Below are 17024 nucleotides of genomic sequence, written 5' to 3'. Positions count from 1 at the left end.
CAACTCCTTCTTTAGGGATGAATAGTGTACTTTATGCCATTTTGAGTAAGAAAATCCAGTAATTGTTGCGACGCTCCACTTTTACCAGTTATTTCACTTTTAAAGAAATGCCATTCTACAGAATCGACAGTACCTTTCTTCAATAACTCAACATCTTTTAATACTTGCTTTTTATTAAAAGCTGTAAGTGTTTTATAGCCTACTTTAGATTCATAGGCAATACCATCCTTTAAAACATCTACATATCTTGCCCCTAGTGAGGTTTTAAAATAAACGGGTTTAGCATTCCCACCGACTAGTTTGGCTAAATAAAGCTCCCCAGCTCTTCCACTATTGAATGCAACACTTTTAACTACTGTTTTAGCTGTAGAAACTAAAAGCCCTCGAGCTAAGCCACCTCCTACACTAACATACGTGAGCGGATCTTCCAATCCTTCTAATTCTCTGGCGCTACCGACATAATTTTCTCTTAATCCACCTACATTAGGAATTCCATTTATTCCTTCTACCGTAAATATTTCGTCATAATATTCGTAATCGATTTCCTTGCTTCCATGAACCCTTCTGATCCCCTGCTTGTCATAATAATAGTACGTACCTGGGGTACCATCCCCAACAATAGTCTCCGTATGCCCAGAAGAGTCAATGAATCGTAATGGATTATTACTTACATACGTATACCGATTCAACGAAAGCGGATTATCCACTTGCCCCTTATACGTATCCTCCGAAATAAACCTCCCCATCTTCGGATCATAGTACCGCGCCCGCAGGTAGTAAAAACCGCTCTCCTTGTCGTACATTTCCCCCGCATACGCAAACGGGTTGGGCATCGTTTCCTTGACCTTGTCCGCGAGCAGGTTGCCCCAGATGTCGTACTCATACGTATTCAGGACGTTGCCGCTTGGCCCCTTGATCTTCACGACATCGCCGTGGCTATTGTAGTAGTAAGTGCCTTCCTGGTTCGTCGTGTAGTCTTTGCGCCAGATCAGTTGGTTGCCGAAGACGTTGCGGGCTTTGACGCGGCCGTCTTGGGTTAGTTCCTCAATCACTTGTCCGTTCAGGTACACGTAGTGGGTGGTGTCGGTTACGGCTCCGGTTTGCTGTTTGGTGGCACGCAGGCCGCCCGGGTAGTACGTGTAGGTCGTGGTTCCTTTGTCGTCCTTGTATTCGGTCAGGCGGTTGAACAGGTCGTGTTTCAGTTCGTACGAGCGCGTCGAGTCTGCTGGTGCGTTGGCGTAGGCTTGGCGGTTGCCGCGGCGGTCGTAGGTGTATTGACGGGTGTTGCCCTGGATGGTCTCTTCCTTGATCCGGGACAGCTTGTCGTAGGAGAATGTGCCGTAGGTGGCTCCTCCGCGCTTTTGACTCGTGATGTTGCCAAACAGGTCGTAGCCGTTCGTTTCGCTCCAGCCGTCCGCGTGATTGATCCCGGTAATCTCCGCAAACGAGCTCATCGTTTTCTGCATCGCGTTCGGTTGGCCGGGATACGAAACGGTGTTGGTTTCGCCGTTGCTTTTGATGTCATACGTGTAGGTTGTGGTGCCGACGCTTGGGATGGTCACGCTGCTCAGGCGGTCGGCGCTGTCGTAGGCGTAATCGACCCGCATGGAAGGGGCCGAGCCGGATACCGCGCTGCGCGACGGGTAAATCAGCGCGTCGATGGCATCGTCCTGATCGGTGTGTACGAGCTGGTAGTCTTTTCCCATCATCGTTTGGTTGTTCAGGCGGCGGAACTCGTCGTAGCTGTAGCGGACGGTTTGGCCGTAGTTGTTGGTTTCCGTCAAAAGCGAGCCAGCGAGCGGATCGTAGGTGCGTTCTTCGTAGAAGCCATTGCCGGCGGACACTTTCGTCATTTCGTAAAACGGCGAGTATTGGTAATTGAACAGGACGCCGTTTTTGTCCTGGAAGGTTTTGACTGAGCCGTTTTTGTCGTAGGTGTACTGCTCGGCTTTGGTTTCCGGGTTCTTTTCGGATAGTTTCCAAGACAGCGCGTTATACGTGTACACGGCGGAGGTCGTGCCATTTTCGACGACGGTGACGAGGTTGCCGAGTCCGTCATAGCCGTATTCGTTGACGTTGTTCTCCGGGTCGCGCAGGTAAACGAGTTGGCCGTTGGCATCGTAGCGCAAGGTCCAGCGTTGCGAGGTGCTGCCGTCGGTTACTTCTTTGTCCGTGACTTTTCCGAAACGGTCTGTCTGGACATTTGTGACACGGCGCTTTCCGTCTTGTTGTGTCGTTTCCTCGGTGCTCTCTACCCGGCCGTACAGGTCGCGGTAGGTGGTGACGATGTAGCCGTTTGGTGCCACGGTTTGTTCGGTCAGGCGCGGCAAGTAGCTGCTGCCGTCGCGGTAGGCGTTGTTGCGATGGGAGCGGGTCGTTCCGAGAGCGTTCGTCGTTTGGTAAACAAAGCCGTCCCAGTCGTAGGCATAAGAGGTGCTCTTGGCCTGGTTTCCGTAGGGAATCGTGCGGCTGACCTGCAAACCGTCTGGCGTAAACTCGTTTTCCACGAGCGGGCGCGTGCCGCCGTTTTTCCCCTTTTGCTCCTGGTAGGCGATATCGCCATACGGAGTGTAGTACGTAATAACCCGCGACGAGTCTGGCAAGGTTCGTTCGACCACCCCTGGCCCTGCTGTCTTGGTGCCCGTGGCATCGCCATCGCGGTACGTGTACGAAATCGTGCGCGTTGATCCCTGGTTCCGATAGCTCTCGGAAAGGAGACGGCCCAGCGTGTCGTAGTCGTAGGTGACTTTGCCCCCGTCCGGGTACGTTTGGCTTTTGACCTGGCTTTGTTCATCGATGTCCAACGAGAAGGTCAGGACGTCGGTCTTGCCGCTTTCCAGCTCGACCCCGGCCACCGTGATTTGCGTTGGCTGCAAGCCGTAGGCGTCGTAGGCGGGAAACGTTTGCATTCTCGTCTTGCCGCCGAAGTTTTCCGTGACCGAGTAAAGCTGTTTGTTCGTGTATTCGTAGGTGCGCTCTGTCGTCTGGCTTTTGTACCCCGCCAGATTCGCTGGATACGAGTGGATCTCCGTTTCTTTTCGCAGCAAATACTGATCGTTGTACTCGTAGGACAGATTGGAGTAATACGGATCGCCGGAAGCGGCGGTGGCTTGCGTCCGCGTCGCCTTCAGTAAGGAAAAGGTCCGGAATCTCCCTTGGCTTTCCAGATCGTACGTCCATGTCGTCAAGATGCCGTCTGGCGCGAGTTGTTTGACCAGATGCCCGTACTCGTTGTATTCGTAGTACGTCTCTTGCGCGTAGTTGTTGAGTTTGGCGGCGTACGCGGCGCGCTTGGACAGAACGGGTTCTTTTAAATAGGACGAAAACACATCCGGGTCGGACACGGAGACGGGTTCCAGAAATACGTACTGGTAGGTCGGCTTCGTCTGGCGGCCGGAATAGGCATAGGTGGTATACGTTGTCGGGTTGTACGATACGGCATATTTCGCCCCCGCAATCGACGTTCCTCCCTGGCTGATTCCGGTCGTCTTCGCGCTTCGCAGCAGCGGCGTTCCGTCTGCGTTGATGCGGTAAAACAGCGAACGGGTGTAGCGGGACGGCTCCGTTTCCGTGACCTGGAACGTATCGCCATGCCGATCGGCCATGTTTTTCAGCCGGGGCAGCTGCTCTTTCGGCATTTTCCAGATTTCGTAAAAGGTGTCGTTATTCGCATAGCTTTTTTCCAAACGGTATGTGTTGGTGCCTTTTGGCGTTTGCAGAGCGTAGCTGTACGTGACCTTGTTCACCGGGTGATAGGAGATGTAGCTGAGGGCGTAACGGTCTTGGAACATGCGCACCAGTCCGTCTTTGATCGACGTCTGATCGAGTGTGTATGGCCGATACTCATACTGGATCGACAGCCCTTGCAGCGGGTAGCTGGCCTCCTGCATGAGCAAATAGTCGAGTTCCTTCCGCGTCTTTTTGTCTTCGGCCCAATATTTGGGCGACTCTTGGAGCGCTTGATCCGTCGCGACCTTGTCTAACGTGTACTTTTTGTTCAAGTTGAAATAGGCCATTCCTTTGGTGCGCGGGTTATGGTACGAGTAGCGGGCGGTGGTGTACGCGCCGTTTCCTTTGCCGCCTGGCGGGAGCACCTCCACACGAGTGAGCTGGGTGTAGATGGCCAAGCCCGATTTTTGTTCCAAATGGTAGCGGATGTGCTTGAGCACCGTCGTTTCCGACTTGTCCTTGTAGACGATCAGGTCTTGAGTCCGGTCGTTGACGCCCCTTCTTTTCAGGACCACATACCGCCCGACGCTGTCCTCGATGGAGATGAGCTCGCCGTCACTACTGACCGTGTACGTGATTTTATCGCCGTAGATGTTCGATTTGACGATCGTCCCTCTCAGCAAATCAAACTCGTAAATCCAGTTGCGGAAGGACAAGGTGTAGTTGCTGTTCAGTCGCTCCACGGAGAAGCTGGCATCTTTGTACGGGTAATTGACAAACTGGTTGTAGTGGTATTCGAGCGACGTTCCGTCTTCGAGCGTAATAAAATAACGGTTGCCCGCCGGCAGATCATAGATCCGGGTGGTGTAGATTTCTTGCCCCGGGTTGCGGGAATCGTCGCTCACGGAGGCGGAGTGCTCGCGGGAGACGATCTCCAATTTCGGCACGTTGAAGTCCCAGCCGGTCGCAAATCGTTCCGGAGAGGAATGGGCTTCGTTGCCTGTCTCGGTTTCGTTCCAGCCGGGCACGCTGATTTTGCTGCCCAGAGAATGGTAGCGGCGTTGCAGGACCACGTCCAGACCATGTTTGCCTTGCAGGTACACATCTTGCTCGACCAGATTGGCCGCCCGGTACACGTCGTCTACCGATGATTCGGTCTTGGAACGGGCGAAGTGAAACTCCTGCTCTTTTTCCGTGTACTGCGTAGGCGGCAGCGGCGTCGCTGCCTGGATGTCCATCGTTTCTGCGAGCTTGTGGATTTCCGCCATTTTCGCCGGGATAAGCGGTGTGAGCTTCTGGAGCAACTGCTGTTGGTCTGGCGTCACCGATTGATAACGGGAAAGAAGGTCTGTGTCGGTAAAAGCTTTGGCTTGCGCGCGCTCTTCTTCGGTGAGGAGCTGTTCCAGATCCGAGTAGAAATAGGCGGCAAATGTCAATAGCTCCCGGTCAAACGTGCGGTGGATTTCGCTGGCGGTGAAAGCGTCCAGTTGTGTCCAGGGCAGCTTGGCGATATCCGCTTCGGTAAAGGTGGTCGGATCGCTTTTCGCGGGTTGTTGTTCGATCGGAACAAGCTGCTCGTCCGCGATGGACTGCTGGAGTTCGTTGGCCACAGCTTCCGGTGTGGATGCGGTGTTGGTAGTGTCCTGCGCTTCCTGTGGGAGCGGCTCTTGGGATGGTTCGTTGGCCAAGGCTGCTCCTGGTGGGAGCAGGGTGATGCATAAGGCCAGGCAGAGAAGATAGATGAGTGCTTTTATGGAAAGGTGTTTCATAGGGCCTCCATCATGGGTAGTAGTCCCCCCTTGGTGAGAAGGGGGGATTGGTGTTGGTTAGGGGAACCATGTAATCGGAATTGGTTTGTAACTAGGGGTAGTTGTGCCGTTGCCAAGTTGCCCGTTCTCATTGGCTCCCCAGCCTAGAACGGTTCCATCGTTCGTCAACGCAAAAACGTGTGCTGCAAAAGTTCCCGTAAAAATCTTCTTGATGGAAGTCAGTTCTGGAATGAGGACAGGTTTTGTCTGCTCGTCTGTTGTTCCATTTCCCAGTTGACCGGAAGCATTGGCTCCCCAGACAAAAACCCGGCCCTCCAAATCAATAGCGTAACTGCTCAAGGCATTTGTCTCGATCTCAGCAATTTGGGTAAGAGATTCAATTTTTTGTGGGGTGCCACTGGGGGTCAGGTTACCATGACCGAGCTGTCCAAAATCGTTGGCTCCCCATGAATACACGGTATTGTCACTTTTGAGAGCCAAACTGTGAGTGGCTCCTGCCTTAATACTCTTGATCTCGGCCAGACCTTCGACTTTCACTGGTGTTCGATTTTTTGTGAAATTGCCCATATTGACTCCCCACATGAAGACCGTTCCATCGCGTGTCAATGCCAGTGCATACACCTCGCCAGCCGCAATCGCCGTCACATTGGACAAACCAGCTATTTGTGCAGGTACTACTTTAGGCTGTTTGTTAGCATCGCCCAATTGACCGTCCCGATTAAAGCCCCATCCCCAAACCGTTCCATCGTTTTTTAAAGCCAGGCTGAAATTGGCTCCGGCAGCAATGCCTACCATGTCAGTGAGTCCAGCTACTTGAACCGGGGTCGTTTTGGCGATCTTCGTTCCATCGCCCAATTGTCCATCATCGTTTAGGCCCCAAGACCACACGGTTCCATCCTCTTTTAAAAGGAGGGTGTGGTACTTCCCGGCCGCACTTGATTTGACCTTACTGTCGGCATGAGCCCTTTCTCCCAGTAAGCCAAATACGGTCAGTACAATGATGAAAGAGCACATTATTTTTCGGATGCTGTGGTTATTCCAGATCATTTTGTTACCCTCCCAGGTTCCTGACCGATGATTTTAATCGGGCTATTCCGATTTTGCATGGTTCCATCTCCCAACTGCCCACTCTCGTTTTGTCCGGTCGCCCAGAAGCTTCCGTCATCTGTCATGATCAGCGTGTAATTCATTCCTGCCGAGATGTACTGAACACTTCTTGGAATCCCTTTGACTTGCACAGGAATGGTCAGTTGTTGATCGTAATAACGAATGACAACGCTCGCTTTCCCTCCCATTTCGCCGGATGTCATGACTCCATGCTGATCGACTTGGAGAATCTCTGGCTGGCTGCTTTCATATACGACTTGATCGGTAACATCTTGCGCATGGCCGTTTGCATACGTGGCTGTCACCTTTAATGGCTTACTCTCGTACGCATTCATTTCTACGAGATTCGCCGTTGTCTCCAGTTGTGTAACGACGACATCCACCATAACCGGAACAGGTGTCGTCTGATTTTGCATCGTTCCATTCCCTAGCTGCCCGTGCTCATTTTGTCCGGTTGCCCAAAGGCTTCCATCCGCTCGCAAAATCTGTGTATATGCCATTCCGGCAGACAAACTTTGCAATTGGACGCCAGGGTCACTCACTTTCACCGCCACGCTCCGCTGCTTGCCGGAAAATGCTGCGGTAAGCGTTGCCGTTCCTGCTTTTTTAGCTGTCAGCAAACCGCCCGTACTTACGGATGCGATGGACGGGTCATCGACAGTGTACTGAGCCTTGTCGGTCATGTCGGACTCTGTTCCATCTGCGTGTACAGCCTTGACTGCGAGCTGCTTCGTCGCATGTTCCAGCAAGGTAATGGCCTCTGGAACGATCTTGATGTCCACTACCGCGTTCTCCGCCGTGACGACAACGGGTACGTTGACGCTCACGCCTTCATACGTCACAGTGAGGCTCGTACTTCCGGCCTTGACAGCGGTGACGAACCCGTCAGGCTGGACGGTTGCGATGGATGAATCTTGCGACAAGTACGTAACTTGCTTGGATACGTCTGCCGTTTTGCCGTCTTGGTAGGTGGCCGTTACTTGCAAGGTTTGCGTTTTGCCTACCAAAAGATCCAGTTTGGCAGGGGTTACGGTCAGACTCTGCACTGGCTCCTGAGCTTCTGTGACCTGTACAGGCACAGAGACGGTTTTGCCGCCAAACGTAATCGTAATCGTCGTGGAGCCTACTGCCACTCCCGTAATCAATCCAGTCGCTGAAACCGTGGCAATCGCGGGTTGGGCGATTTGGTAGGTGGCTTGGCTGGTCACATCGGTCACCTTGTTATCGCTATACGTTGCTTTGACTTCCAGTTGCTGGGTTGCATCCTTTTTCATGCTGACGGACTCTGGACGAACGGCGAGCGTCTGCAAGCTGACGACACTTCCCGTGACCGGAACCGAGATGCTCTTTCCGCCATATTGGACCGTAATTTGCGCCGTGCCTTCCGCCAGTGCTGTAACTACACCGCTGCTACTTACGGAAGCAATCGTGGCGTTGCTACTGGTGTACGTGGCCTTTTGGGAAACATTTTCTTCCTTGCCGTCTTTATAGGTTGCCGTCACTTGCAGGGTCTGTGCTTTTCCTACCAAAAGCTCCAGTTTGGCAGGCGTTACAGTCAGGCTCTGCACCGGCTCTTGGGCTTCTGTGACCTGTACAGGCATAGAGACGGTTTTACCGCCAAAAGATACGGTCATCGTCGTAGAGCCAACGGCTGCTCCTGTTATCAACCCAGTTGCTGAAACTGTGGCAATCGCGGGTTGGGCGACTTGGTACGAAGCTTGACTGGTCACATCGGTCACCTTGTTATCGCTATACGTTGCTTTGACTTCCAGTTGCTGGGTTGCACCCTTTTTCATGCTGACGGACTCCGGACGAACCGAGATCGTCTGCAAGCTGACGACCGTTCCTGTCACTGTGACGGGAACGGAAAGGGTCTTCGCTCCGTAGGTGACCTGGATGGTTGTCGTTCCGGCGGCAGTTGCCACCACGCCTCCCATGCCATCGACCGAGGCAATCGCAGGGTTGCCGCTGGTGTATTGGGCTTTGGCCGAAACGTTTTCCTCGACTCCGTTGGAATACTGCGCGTAGATGCTCAGTTGTCCCTTGTTTCCGGCTGCCAGCGAAAGCTGCGCGGGACTGGCTTTCAGCCCCAGCAAGTAAGCTCCCTGCACCGTTACTTGAGCAGAAGCGCTTTTGCCGTTATAGGAAGCGGTAATCGTCGCGGTTCCCGGGGCGATCCCGGTCACGACGCCCTGGCTGCTCACCTGCGCCACGGATGGGCTGGAGGAAGAAAAGCTGGCGACGCTGTTGATGTCTTTGCTGCTGCCATCGGTGTAGTAGGCGGTGGCGTACACGCGCTGGATTTGTCCTTCTGCCAGGGTCGTTTGCGCCGGGCTCAGGCTGATGGACGACAAAGAGATCGCCGGAGCGCTTACGGTAATCGTGAGTGTCTTCGTTTGTCCGCCGTAGTACAGCCGTGCCTGGGTGGTCCCGCCGTTGACGGCGTAGACACGCCCGTTGCTGATGTACGCCACGGATGGATTTTCCACGATGACCGTCACTTGTGAGGTGACGTCCACCTGACTGCCATTTTCCAGCGTCGCGGTTACCTGGATGGACACCGAGCCGCCGGAGGACACATCCACTTTGTCCGAATCGAGCTTTAATGCGGTTGCCTTTGGCTGAGGCGAGACGGCTTGCTTGACGCTTTTGAGCAAGTTTCCGTTCTCATCGTGGGTGAAGGTGACGCTGTTGGCGCCGTTTTCCTTGATCGCCGTGATCCGGTTGTTGGCATCGTAGACGTATTCATACAGCGTGCCTCCTGCCAGTGGGGCAAAGACGGTAAATGACAGGCTAAGCGCAGTGGTGTCGTTGTTGGTCAGCCGGACGGTGTAGCTGCCGGATGCCAGCTCGTACACGGCCTCGGCCTCGCTTGGCTTTTGCTTCGGACTGACGAGCGTGCCGTTGGACAGCACAGCGACCGTCGGGTATTTGTTGCTTGGATTTTTCAGCTGGACCACGGTGCGGTAGGTTCCAGGAATCAGCGCATTCATGGACAGCTCGACCGATTGCCCGGCCGGAATCGTGAGTTCCTTGGCCTGGTTGAACACAATCGCTTCTCCGCTCGCCTTGGCCAGGAGCGTCGCGTACAAGGAGCTGCGGGACTGGACGGACAGATAGTACGTTTTGCCTGCGACCAATGCCGCGCTGACACTCCCGTTTTCACCGGAAGCGATTTGGTCCGGCGTTTGCAGAGACGCGCTGCGGAACACCGCGATTTTCCCTGAGGCGAGGGAACTGGAATCGTTGGTCAACGTAAACTGGTACGTGCCGCTCGTCTTGGCGGTGAGCTTGAAATATTTCGCCTGCTCCGCCGGGTAGTACATGCGAATCGGGCTGTTTTCCTGCAACAGCGTGAAGTTTTCCTCCGCAGGCAGCGTCTCCACGGAAATCGAAGCCGGGTAGCTGCTGATTCCAGATGGGCTGTAGGCCCACAGCATGATCGTATAGGCGCGGCCTGGCTGTAGGCCGGAGAACGTGTAGCTGGTGACGTTCCCTACATCTCGCGCCAGAGGATGGTTATCCAGGCGGATCTGGTAGGTGCTGGCTCCGGGGCTCGGGTTCCAGTACACCGTGATGGCGTTCTTGGTCGGCTCGGTCTTGACAATGACCGGCGCTCCCGGTTTCCGTTCGACGACCAGGACTCCGCTGTAAGAAGCGACATGTTTGCTTGCGCTGCGTACCTCCGTATTCGTATACGTACCTTCACCCAGCTCCTGGCCCAGCCAGCTCATACTCCAATAACCAGCTGAACCAGTCGTGGTCGTCGTTTTCCTGGCATACGTCGCCGGGTAAATCGTTCCTGTGAGCGTATCTCCTGCCTGCAAGCGGCTGTACGTACCATCCAGGGTAAAGGTTTCCTTCAAGTCGATAATGCGCTTCTCTTTAGGGGTGTAGACCGCCAGATAAGGGAGGTGATCCACCAGACGAGCCGAGTAGACTTGCGGCTCCGACCAGGCTCCGCGGTTATCTTGGGCCTGCGCGGTCCAATAGATGGTCCGAAACAGCATGTCTTTGGTGATGGGAAATTGGTAGCGACTCGAGGTTCGCTTGGCCTGATTATCCTCGGGGAGGTTCTCCATTGTCTCTCCCACCTCATTCCCACCCGGCGTCCAGCCGACCCGAAGTTTCCGTGCCACCAGCTTGTCTGTAGCATCCTTTTCCACAATCGAGTAGGTGATAAGTCCGGTGTTTCCTGAGTAAATGACATCAAATTCCGTGCTCTCCATGATGGGCGCCGTATTGCCGTACAAAATCTTGAAATTCCGCTTGATCGTGGAGCCTTCCACGTACGACGGCACACCGCTAATGTTCAAAACGGTACGCAGCCGCGCTTCCACCGTAGCGTTTTTCGTAATCATGGATGTGTCCATCTCATACGAACGGGTTTTGGCAGACAGCTTCTCCTTGATCGTCGGCGTGAGTTGTCCCGATTGCGTAATATAAATCGTCAATTCCTGACTCGTTATTTTGTCCCCATACACACTGAATGGATAGTCTGGCGAGTAATCCCAGGTGAATACGATGCGATCTCCCAAATGAAACTCGGCGTTGTTCGCGGGGCTCTTCCAGGTTGCCTCGATATAGACCGGGTCTTTTTCCTTGGCCTGTGCGCGCATATCCAAGGTGAAGTCCACCTGCTGCACGGGAGACAGGTCCTGCTTCTGATCGGTGGCCCAGACTTTCAGGGAGTATACGTCGTCTGGCTTCAGGTCTTGCACCGGAGCGTGGTACAAAAAGGCGGAGGCGTTTTCTGACGCCAAGAACGAAGCGATCTGGTGCACTTCCCCTTCGTCGATTTGATACCAGAGGCTGACGCGATCCCCCAGATTCGGGTCCATGACCCAACCGGAAAGGGGAATGACATCCTGTCCGTTCACCTGATCGATGACTTTTCCCGTAACGGGGGTGGTGAGGTACACACGCGGCGCGGCGTTATCCGGGATGTTCGTGGAGAGATAGTCAATCTCCGGGGTCCATTTGAATGAATCCCCCACCTCGGTTTCTTTTGCCTGCGCCTGGAAATACAGCTTGTCTCCCGCCTCGACTTCCAGCTCTTGCGCTAGCTCCACCCCAATCTGATCGTTGAACGCAATGGACTGCCAGCCTGCCGACGGCCAGATTTGGGTATCGTTTTTCAAAAGGCGGAGGTTAACGCCGTCTCCTTCGTTTCCTTCGAGCATGGACGCCCAGCCGCCGACGTGAATCTTCCCGGAACGCGGCGCTTCCCAGCGAATGACCGGATCGGAGCCGCCGATGTGCATCCACGTATTCCCGATGATCGTCTCGCCTTGCGGGCTTTTCCACTGCTCGCTTTCCTGGTTCCACACCAGTTCGGTGTAGCGCTCTTCCTTGGCCTCCAGGTAGGACCAGTTGTGTTTGCCCTGTTCCTTGGAAAATTGCAGCCAGTAGCGATTTTCTTCGGTGATCGCCTCGACAATCGTTACGGTTCTCTCCAGGTTGGTTTGTTTTCCGTCTTTTTCGGTAACCCGAACGGTCAGCTTGTGCGTTCCCTTTGGCTGCTCCTCTGCACGCAGCCCGTAGGAAAAGCCTGGCTTCGCGCCTTGGCTGCCCGGGTACGTGCGCAGCACATCAGGGCGCTCGGTGCCGTACAGCGCCTCGCCCAAAACGGTTTCGTCCAGCAGCACCTCGATTTTGTCCAACTCGCCCTCAGGGAGGAACCAACCCGTGACGAGGTAGTTTCCGCTGATGACTTCGTTGTCTGACGGTGTGTCGATTTCTCCGCCGTGGCTCGGTCCGTCTCCTTGGACCTGCACCGGATACGTCTGCACGATTCCGGCATACGATACGCGCAACTGCGTGCTGCCTGGCAACAGGCCCGTGATCAAGCCAGTCGACGCCTCGATTTTGGCGAGGGCCGGGTTCTCAAACGCGTACGTCGCTTCGGCGGTGACGTCTTTGAAGCTGTTGTCACGATGGGTGGCGGTCAGTTGGAAGGTCACCGTTTTGTCTTTTTCCAATGCGATCTGGGTGAGATTGGCGGTCAGTTTGGCAACGGGACCAATGACCACGTCTCTTTCCAGCACCAGGCTTTCCTGTCCCGCCTGATTGGTGGCGCGGATGGTCAGCTTGTGCGTGCCTTCGGCGAACGGAAGCGTGTCCCATTGGTAGCGGAACCCGGCGTTTGCCTGGCGGTAATGCGGATACATCGCCGCAATATCCGGGCGAGGCTCGCCGTATTCGGCGGTGCCCACAGCTTGTCCATCCACGAGCACCTCGACTTTGGCGATGCCAGACGGATCGAGCAGCCAGCCTTGGACGGTGGTCACGCCACCGATGACAGCGCGGTCAAATGGCAGCTCTAATTGCCCTTTTGGCTGCGTGGACCCGGCTTCTGTCTCTGTTACGGTGATCGGGATGGTAACGGATTGCCCGCCGTAGCTTGCGACTACGTTGGTCTGGCCGACTTGCAGCCCCGTTACCACACCGAGAGGGCTGATGTGGATGATTTCGGCTTTTTCTGCCGTGTACTGTGCTTCTCCTGTGATCTCTTTGGTCGTTTGCTCCGTCAGTAGCGCGGAGATCGTCAGCTTTTGGCTGGAATCTTTCGGCAAGGTGACGGTTGGCTCTTGTGGCTGCAAACGAAGGATCGGGGGTTGTTTTCCAATGACGAAGCGTTTTTCTGGCAACGGATGCGACTTGCCTTCCGGGTCAATGGCCACCACGGCAACGGTATGCTCCCCGGCTGACAGGTCGGATCCCTCCAGCGTCAGGCTGAAACCGGCGTGGCTGTTTGCATAATCCGGGTACAGCAAGGCGATATCCGGGCGAGCGATGCCTGCTTTTGCTTCGCCTTTCTTCGTTCCGTCTACGAGAACGTCGTAACGCGTAATAGGAGTCGCTGCTAAAAACCATCCGGCGATCGTGCTTGTGCCCTCGATGACAGCTCCCTGGACGGGCGTCTCCAATTCGCCCATTGCGGACAGTGGTCCGGCTTCCGTGACTGTGACGGGGATCGAGAGGCTCTGCTGTCCGTAGGTAATGGTCAAGTTTGCCGTGCCAGGTGTAATGGCGGTGACGAGGCCATCTGTGTTTACTTTCGCTACTAACGCGTTATCCACCATATAGCGAGCTAACTTAGTGACGTCATGCTCACTCTGATCTTCCAAGATCGCCTTGATCACGAGTAGATGCGTTTTTCCCTCTGCGAGGCTCAGTTCAGTGCGGTCTGCCCGCAAGCTTTTCGCTGGCAAAAGCGGAACGACGTGGATCTTTCTTTCCCCAAGCATCGTCTGCGTCCCGTCTTGGCCCGTTCCGCGTACGGAAAGCGTATGCGTTCCTTCCTGGAGCTTGCTTGTATCGAGATCGAATTGATAGCCGATATCGTGATTCGGCGAGGAGACATCTGTGATCTCTACCTCTGGACGGGGTATGCCGTAGGCGGCTTCTCCTTGGAGAGCACCGTCTACCAGCACTTCCACCTTGGCGACTCCGCCCGAGTGGAAATACCAGCCCGTAATCGGGTACACGCCGCTAATGGTCGCGTTGTCCGGTGGGGTATCGATTCCGCCTTGGATGAAGCCTGCCGCTTCCCGCACCGTTACGGGAACGGTCAGCACATGCTCCTGGTAGTGGACGGTGATGGTCGTTTGTCCGGCTTCTAATCCCGTGACCATTCCGCTTGGCGAAATACTGGCCACATGCGGATGGTCTGCGGCATAGGTCGCTCCTGCGGTCACGTCTTTTGTCTCTTGATCGGAAAGGACAGCCGAAATGCGTAGCTGTTGCGTTTTCCCGCGAGCCACTTCTACTTTTTCAGGCGCAGCCGAGATGCTTGTCGTTGGCTGTTCTTGTTCAACTAGGATAGCTCGCTCCGCCAGCACATGTTCCGTGCCGTCGTTGCTGACAGCCGTTACTTTCAACACATGCGCCCCTTCTTGCCCAGCGCTTGTCTGGAAAAGGAACTGAAAACCTGCCGCCGGATTGCGGTAGTCCGGGTAAGCTGTTTCGATGTCGCGACGGGCAAGCCCGTACTGCGCATCCCCCAGCCGCGTTCCGTCCAGTTGCACCTCGATCTTCGCCACTCCGGCCGGGTCCAAGTACCAGCCTTCCACCAGCACTTGACCCGCTACGGTGGCGTTGTTTGCCGGGCGCTCCACTTCCCCGCGCGCAGGGAGCGGCGTTTCTTCCTTGACTTGAACCTGTACCGGGATGACCAGCGTCTTGGCTTCGTAGGTGACGGTAAGGTTTGTGCTGCCAACTCCAACCGCTTGCACGACTCCCGTCTCACTCACGGTAGCAACTCCCGGGTCAGAGGAAACATAGGTCGCCTGCTGCGTCACGTCTTGGACCGAGCGATCCTCCAAAATGACGGATATCTTCAACGGGTGGCTATTGCCAGGAGCCAGCTCCAGCTTTTGGACATCCGCCTGCAAGCCCTCCGGCAACGGCGTTTCGCCGACATAAAAGGCTCGGCCCGCGATGGTCGTTTTCTCGCCAGCCGTATTCTCAATCACAACGGCCAGTGTATGCGCTCCGCTCGCTAGTGTTTGCGTGTCCAGTTGGAACGTAAACCCGGCGTTTGGATTGCCATACGCCGGATATTTCGCCGCGATATCCGGGCGTGGCTGACCGTACTGCGCTTCTCCTGCTTCGGCTCCATCGACTAACACATGAATGCTCGCCACTCCCGCAGGGTCAAGATACCACCCTTTTCCATTCAACAGGCCGCTCGTCCATTCGCCATTTTCCGGACTGTCCAGCCCTGCCAGTGGACGCAGCGGTTCCGGCGGGGTCACCGTAACGGAAATCTCGAAGTGATGTCCCTCCAACTCTCCGGTTACTTTGGTTTCACCCGGCCCGACAGCACTCACAAGTCCTGCTGCCCTTACCTTGGCAATGGCCTCATCCTGCACGGCATAGCTGACCCGCTTGGTCACGTCTTGTTCCGAGCCATCTGTGCGCTTGGCTGTGACTTTGAGCGGCTGGCTTTCCCCCTGTGCCAGCTTGAGTTCTGAAACAGAAGGCAAAAGCGCTTCGATTTCCGCAGAAGCTTCCCCTTGCCCTAGCGCTTTCTCCAAATGCACCAGCCCTTTGCCATAAAAACGGGACTCGCCCAGTGGCTTGGCGCTTTTCGTCAACAGATCGCGCAGCTCAGTGCTAGAAATGTTTCCTTTCGCCGACCAAATCACGGCCGCCGCCCCCGCTACGTGCGGAGCAGCGAGCGAAGTGCCGGACCTCGTCTGAAAATCTCCACCAGGCGCGGTACTGCGGATATCCACCCCTGGCGCCATGAGGTCCAGCTCTTTTCCGACACTGGAAAAATCGGCGCGCTGATCTTCCTGGTCAACCGCACCGACCGAAATCGTTTCCGCATACTGGGCTGGGAACAGCTCGGTTTCTTCGCCCAAGCCCCGGTTGCCCGCCGCCGCAATGACCAGAATGCCGTGCTCGTTCGCCCGTTTGATCTGGTCGTGCAAGGCGCGGCTGTTTACATAACCGCCCGCGCTGATCGAGAGGATGTTCATCCGGTTTTGAATCGCCCATTCGATCCCCTGGATCATGCTGGAGTAGGTCCCGTGGCCTTTTTTGTCCAACACTTTAATCGCGTACAATTCCGCTTCCGGCGCGACGCCGACGATACCAAAATCGTTATCCTGGGCGGCGATGACTCCCGCTACAGCCGTACCGTGGCCGTGCTGGTCGCCAAAATCGTCCTCCCCTTCGATGTAGGACACACCGCCCTTGATCTCCAAGTCTGGATGGGCAGAAATCCCGGTATCCAATACCCCGATTTTGATGCGTTGTCCTTTGTACTGCTGGCTGTGTGCAGCGGCGGCACCGATATGCTCGACGCCCCACGGCACTTGCTGGCTTTGGCTCGGCGAGAGACTTGCTTCCGCCAGCTCGGTTTCGCTGTCTTCTTCGATGTAGGCGACATTTTCGTCTTCCAGCATCGCTTGTTTCTCGCTTTCGGTCAGTTCGGCGACCACGATTTGTCCGGTGAGTGGCTCCACCGATGACCGCTGAATCGCCCGGACCTTGGCGCGTTCCTGTTTCTTGAAGCCGATCAGGTACGTCTTGCTGTCCGCACTCGCCGCCGCATGCGCGGGAACGAGCTGCAAAAGCAGGAGCGACACCAGGAGGAACGCTTGGAACATACTGAATAAACGGATGAAGGCCTGGTTCATTCACGTGACTCCTTATCTGGATTGATTTGTTGGTTGCGGCTGTGTCATTTGCCCAATGAAAATGGTACCTCTCCCTCCTGTCAACAGTTTGCAAAGGTATGAAATTCACAGCAAAAATAGTAAAATATTCCTGTTGCATTCAGGCGAATTATATTAAATTTCAAAACATGGTTCAACAGGAATTTACTTGAAATTTGCATTTTCGACACCATTGGCAATTTTTCAACATTTGCGGTAAAGTCAAATGAACAGGATTTTCTCTGAAAATGTCGATTTGCACCTACTGCCGGCTTGGCTGGCAAAAGACTGACTCGAAAAAGGACGTGCT

The 17024-nt window shown here is 55.0% G+C and carries 3 protein-coding genes; all 3 read right to left on the bottom strand.

Going from position 1 to position 17024, the window contains the following annotated elements; genetic code table 11:
* Window positions 1-11 precede the first annotated feature (11 nt).
* The 3 genes from M2298_RS03035 to M2298_RS03025 all read right to left on the bottom strand — a co-directional run bounded on the left by M2298_RS03035 (window position 12) and on the right by M2298_RS03025 (window position 16696).
* Window positions 12-5357 (bottom strand): RHS repeat domain-containing protein, encoded by a 5346-nt coding sequence (locus tag M2298_RS03035; protein WP_280648212.1) that lies wholly within the window; start codon window positions 5355-5357, stop codon window positions 12-14.
* Window positions 5358-5495: 138 nt separating this feature from the next.
* Entirely contained in the window at window positions 5496-6485 is a 990-nt protein-coding gene (locus M2298_RS03030; RefSeq protein WP_173598274.1) for an RCC1 domain-containing protein, read from the bottom strand.
* Window positions 6482-16696, bottom strand: coding sequence for an Ig-like domain-containing protein (locus tag M2298_RS03025; protein WP_280648211.1), 10215 nt, complete (start codon window positions 16694-16696; stop codon window positions 6482-6484). Before M2298_RS03025 ends, M2298_RS03030 begins: the two co-directional genes overlap by 4 nt.
* Window positions 16697-17024: the final 328 nt, after the last annotated feature.

This window comes from Brevibacillus sp. 1238 (assembly GCF_029892995.1).
GTDB classification, from domain to species: domain Bacteria; phylum Bacillota; class Bacilli; order Brevibacillales; family Brevibacillaceae; genus Brevibacillus; species Brevibacillus parabrevis.
The sequence above is the reverse complement of the archived record's forward strand: the minus strand, read 5'-3'. Positions and strand labels throughout refer to the sequence as shown.

Coding starts and splice junctions, on each gene's coding strand:
- M2298_RS03030 (WP_173598274.1), bottom strand. CDS start 6,485: ATGATCTGGAATAACCACAGCATCCGAAAAATAATGTGCTCTTTCATC.
- M2298_RS03025 (WP_280648211.1), bottom strand. CDS start 16,696: ATGAACCAGGCCTTCATCCGTTTATTCAGTATGTTCCAAGCGTTCCTC.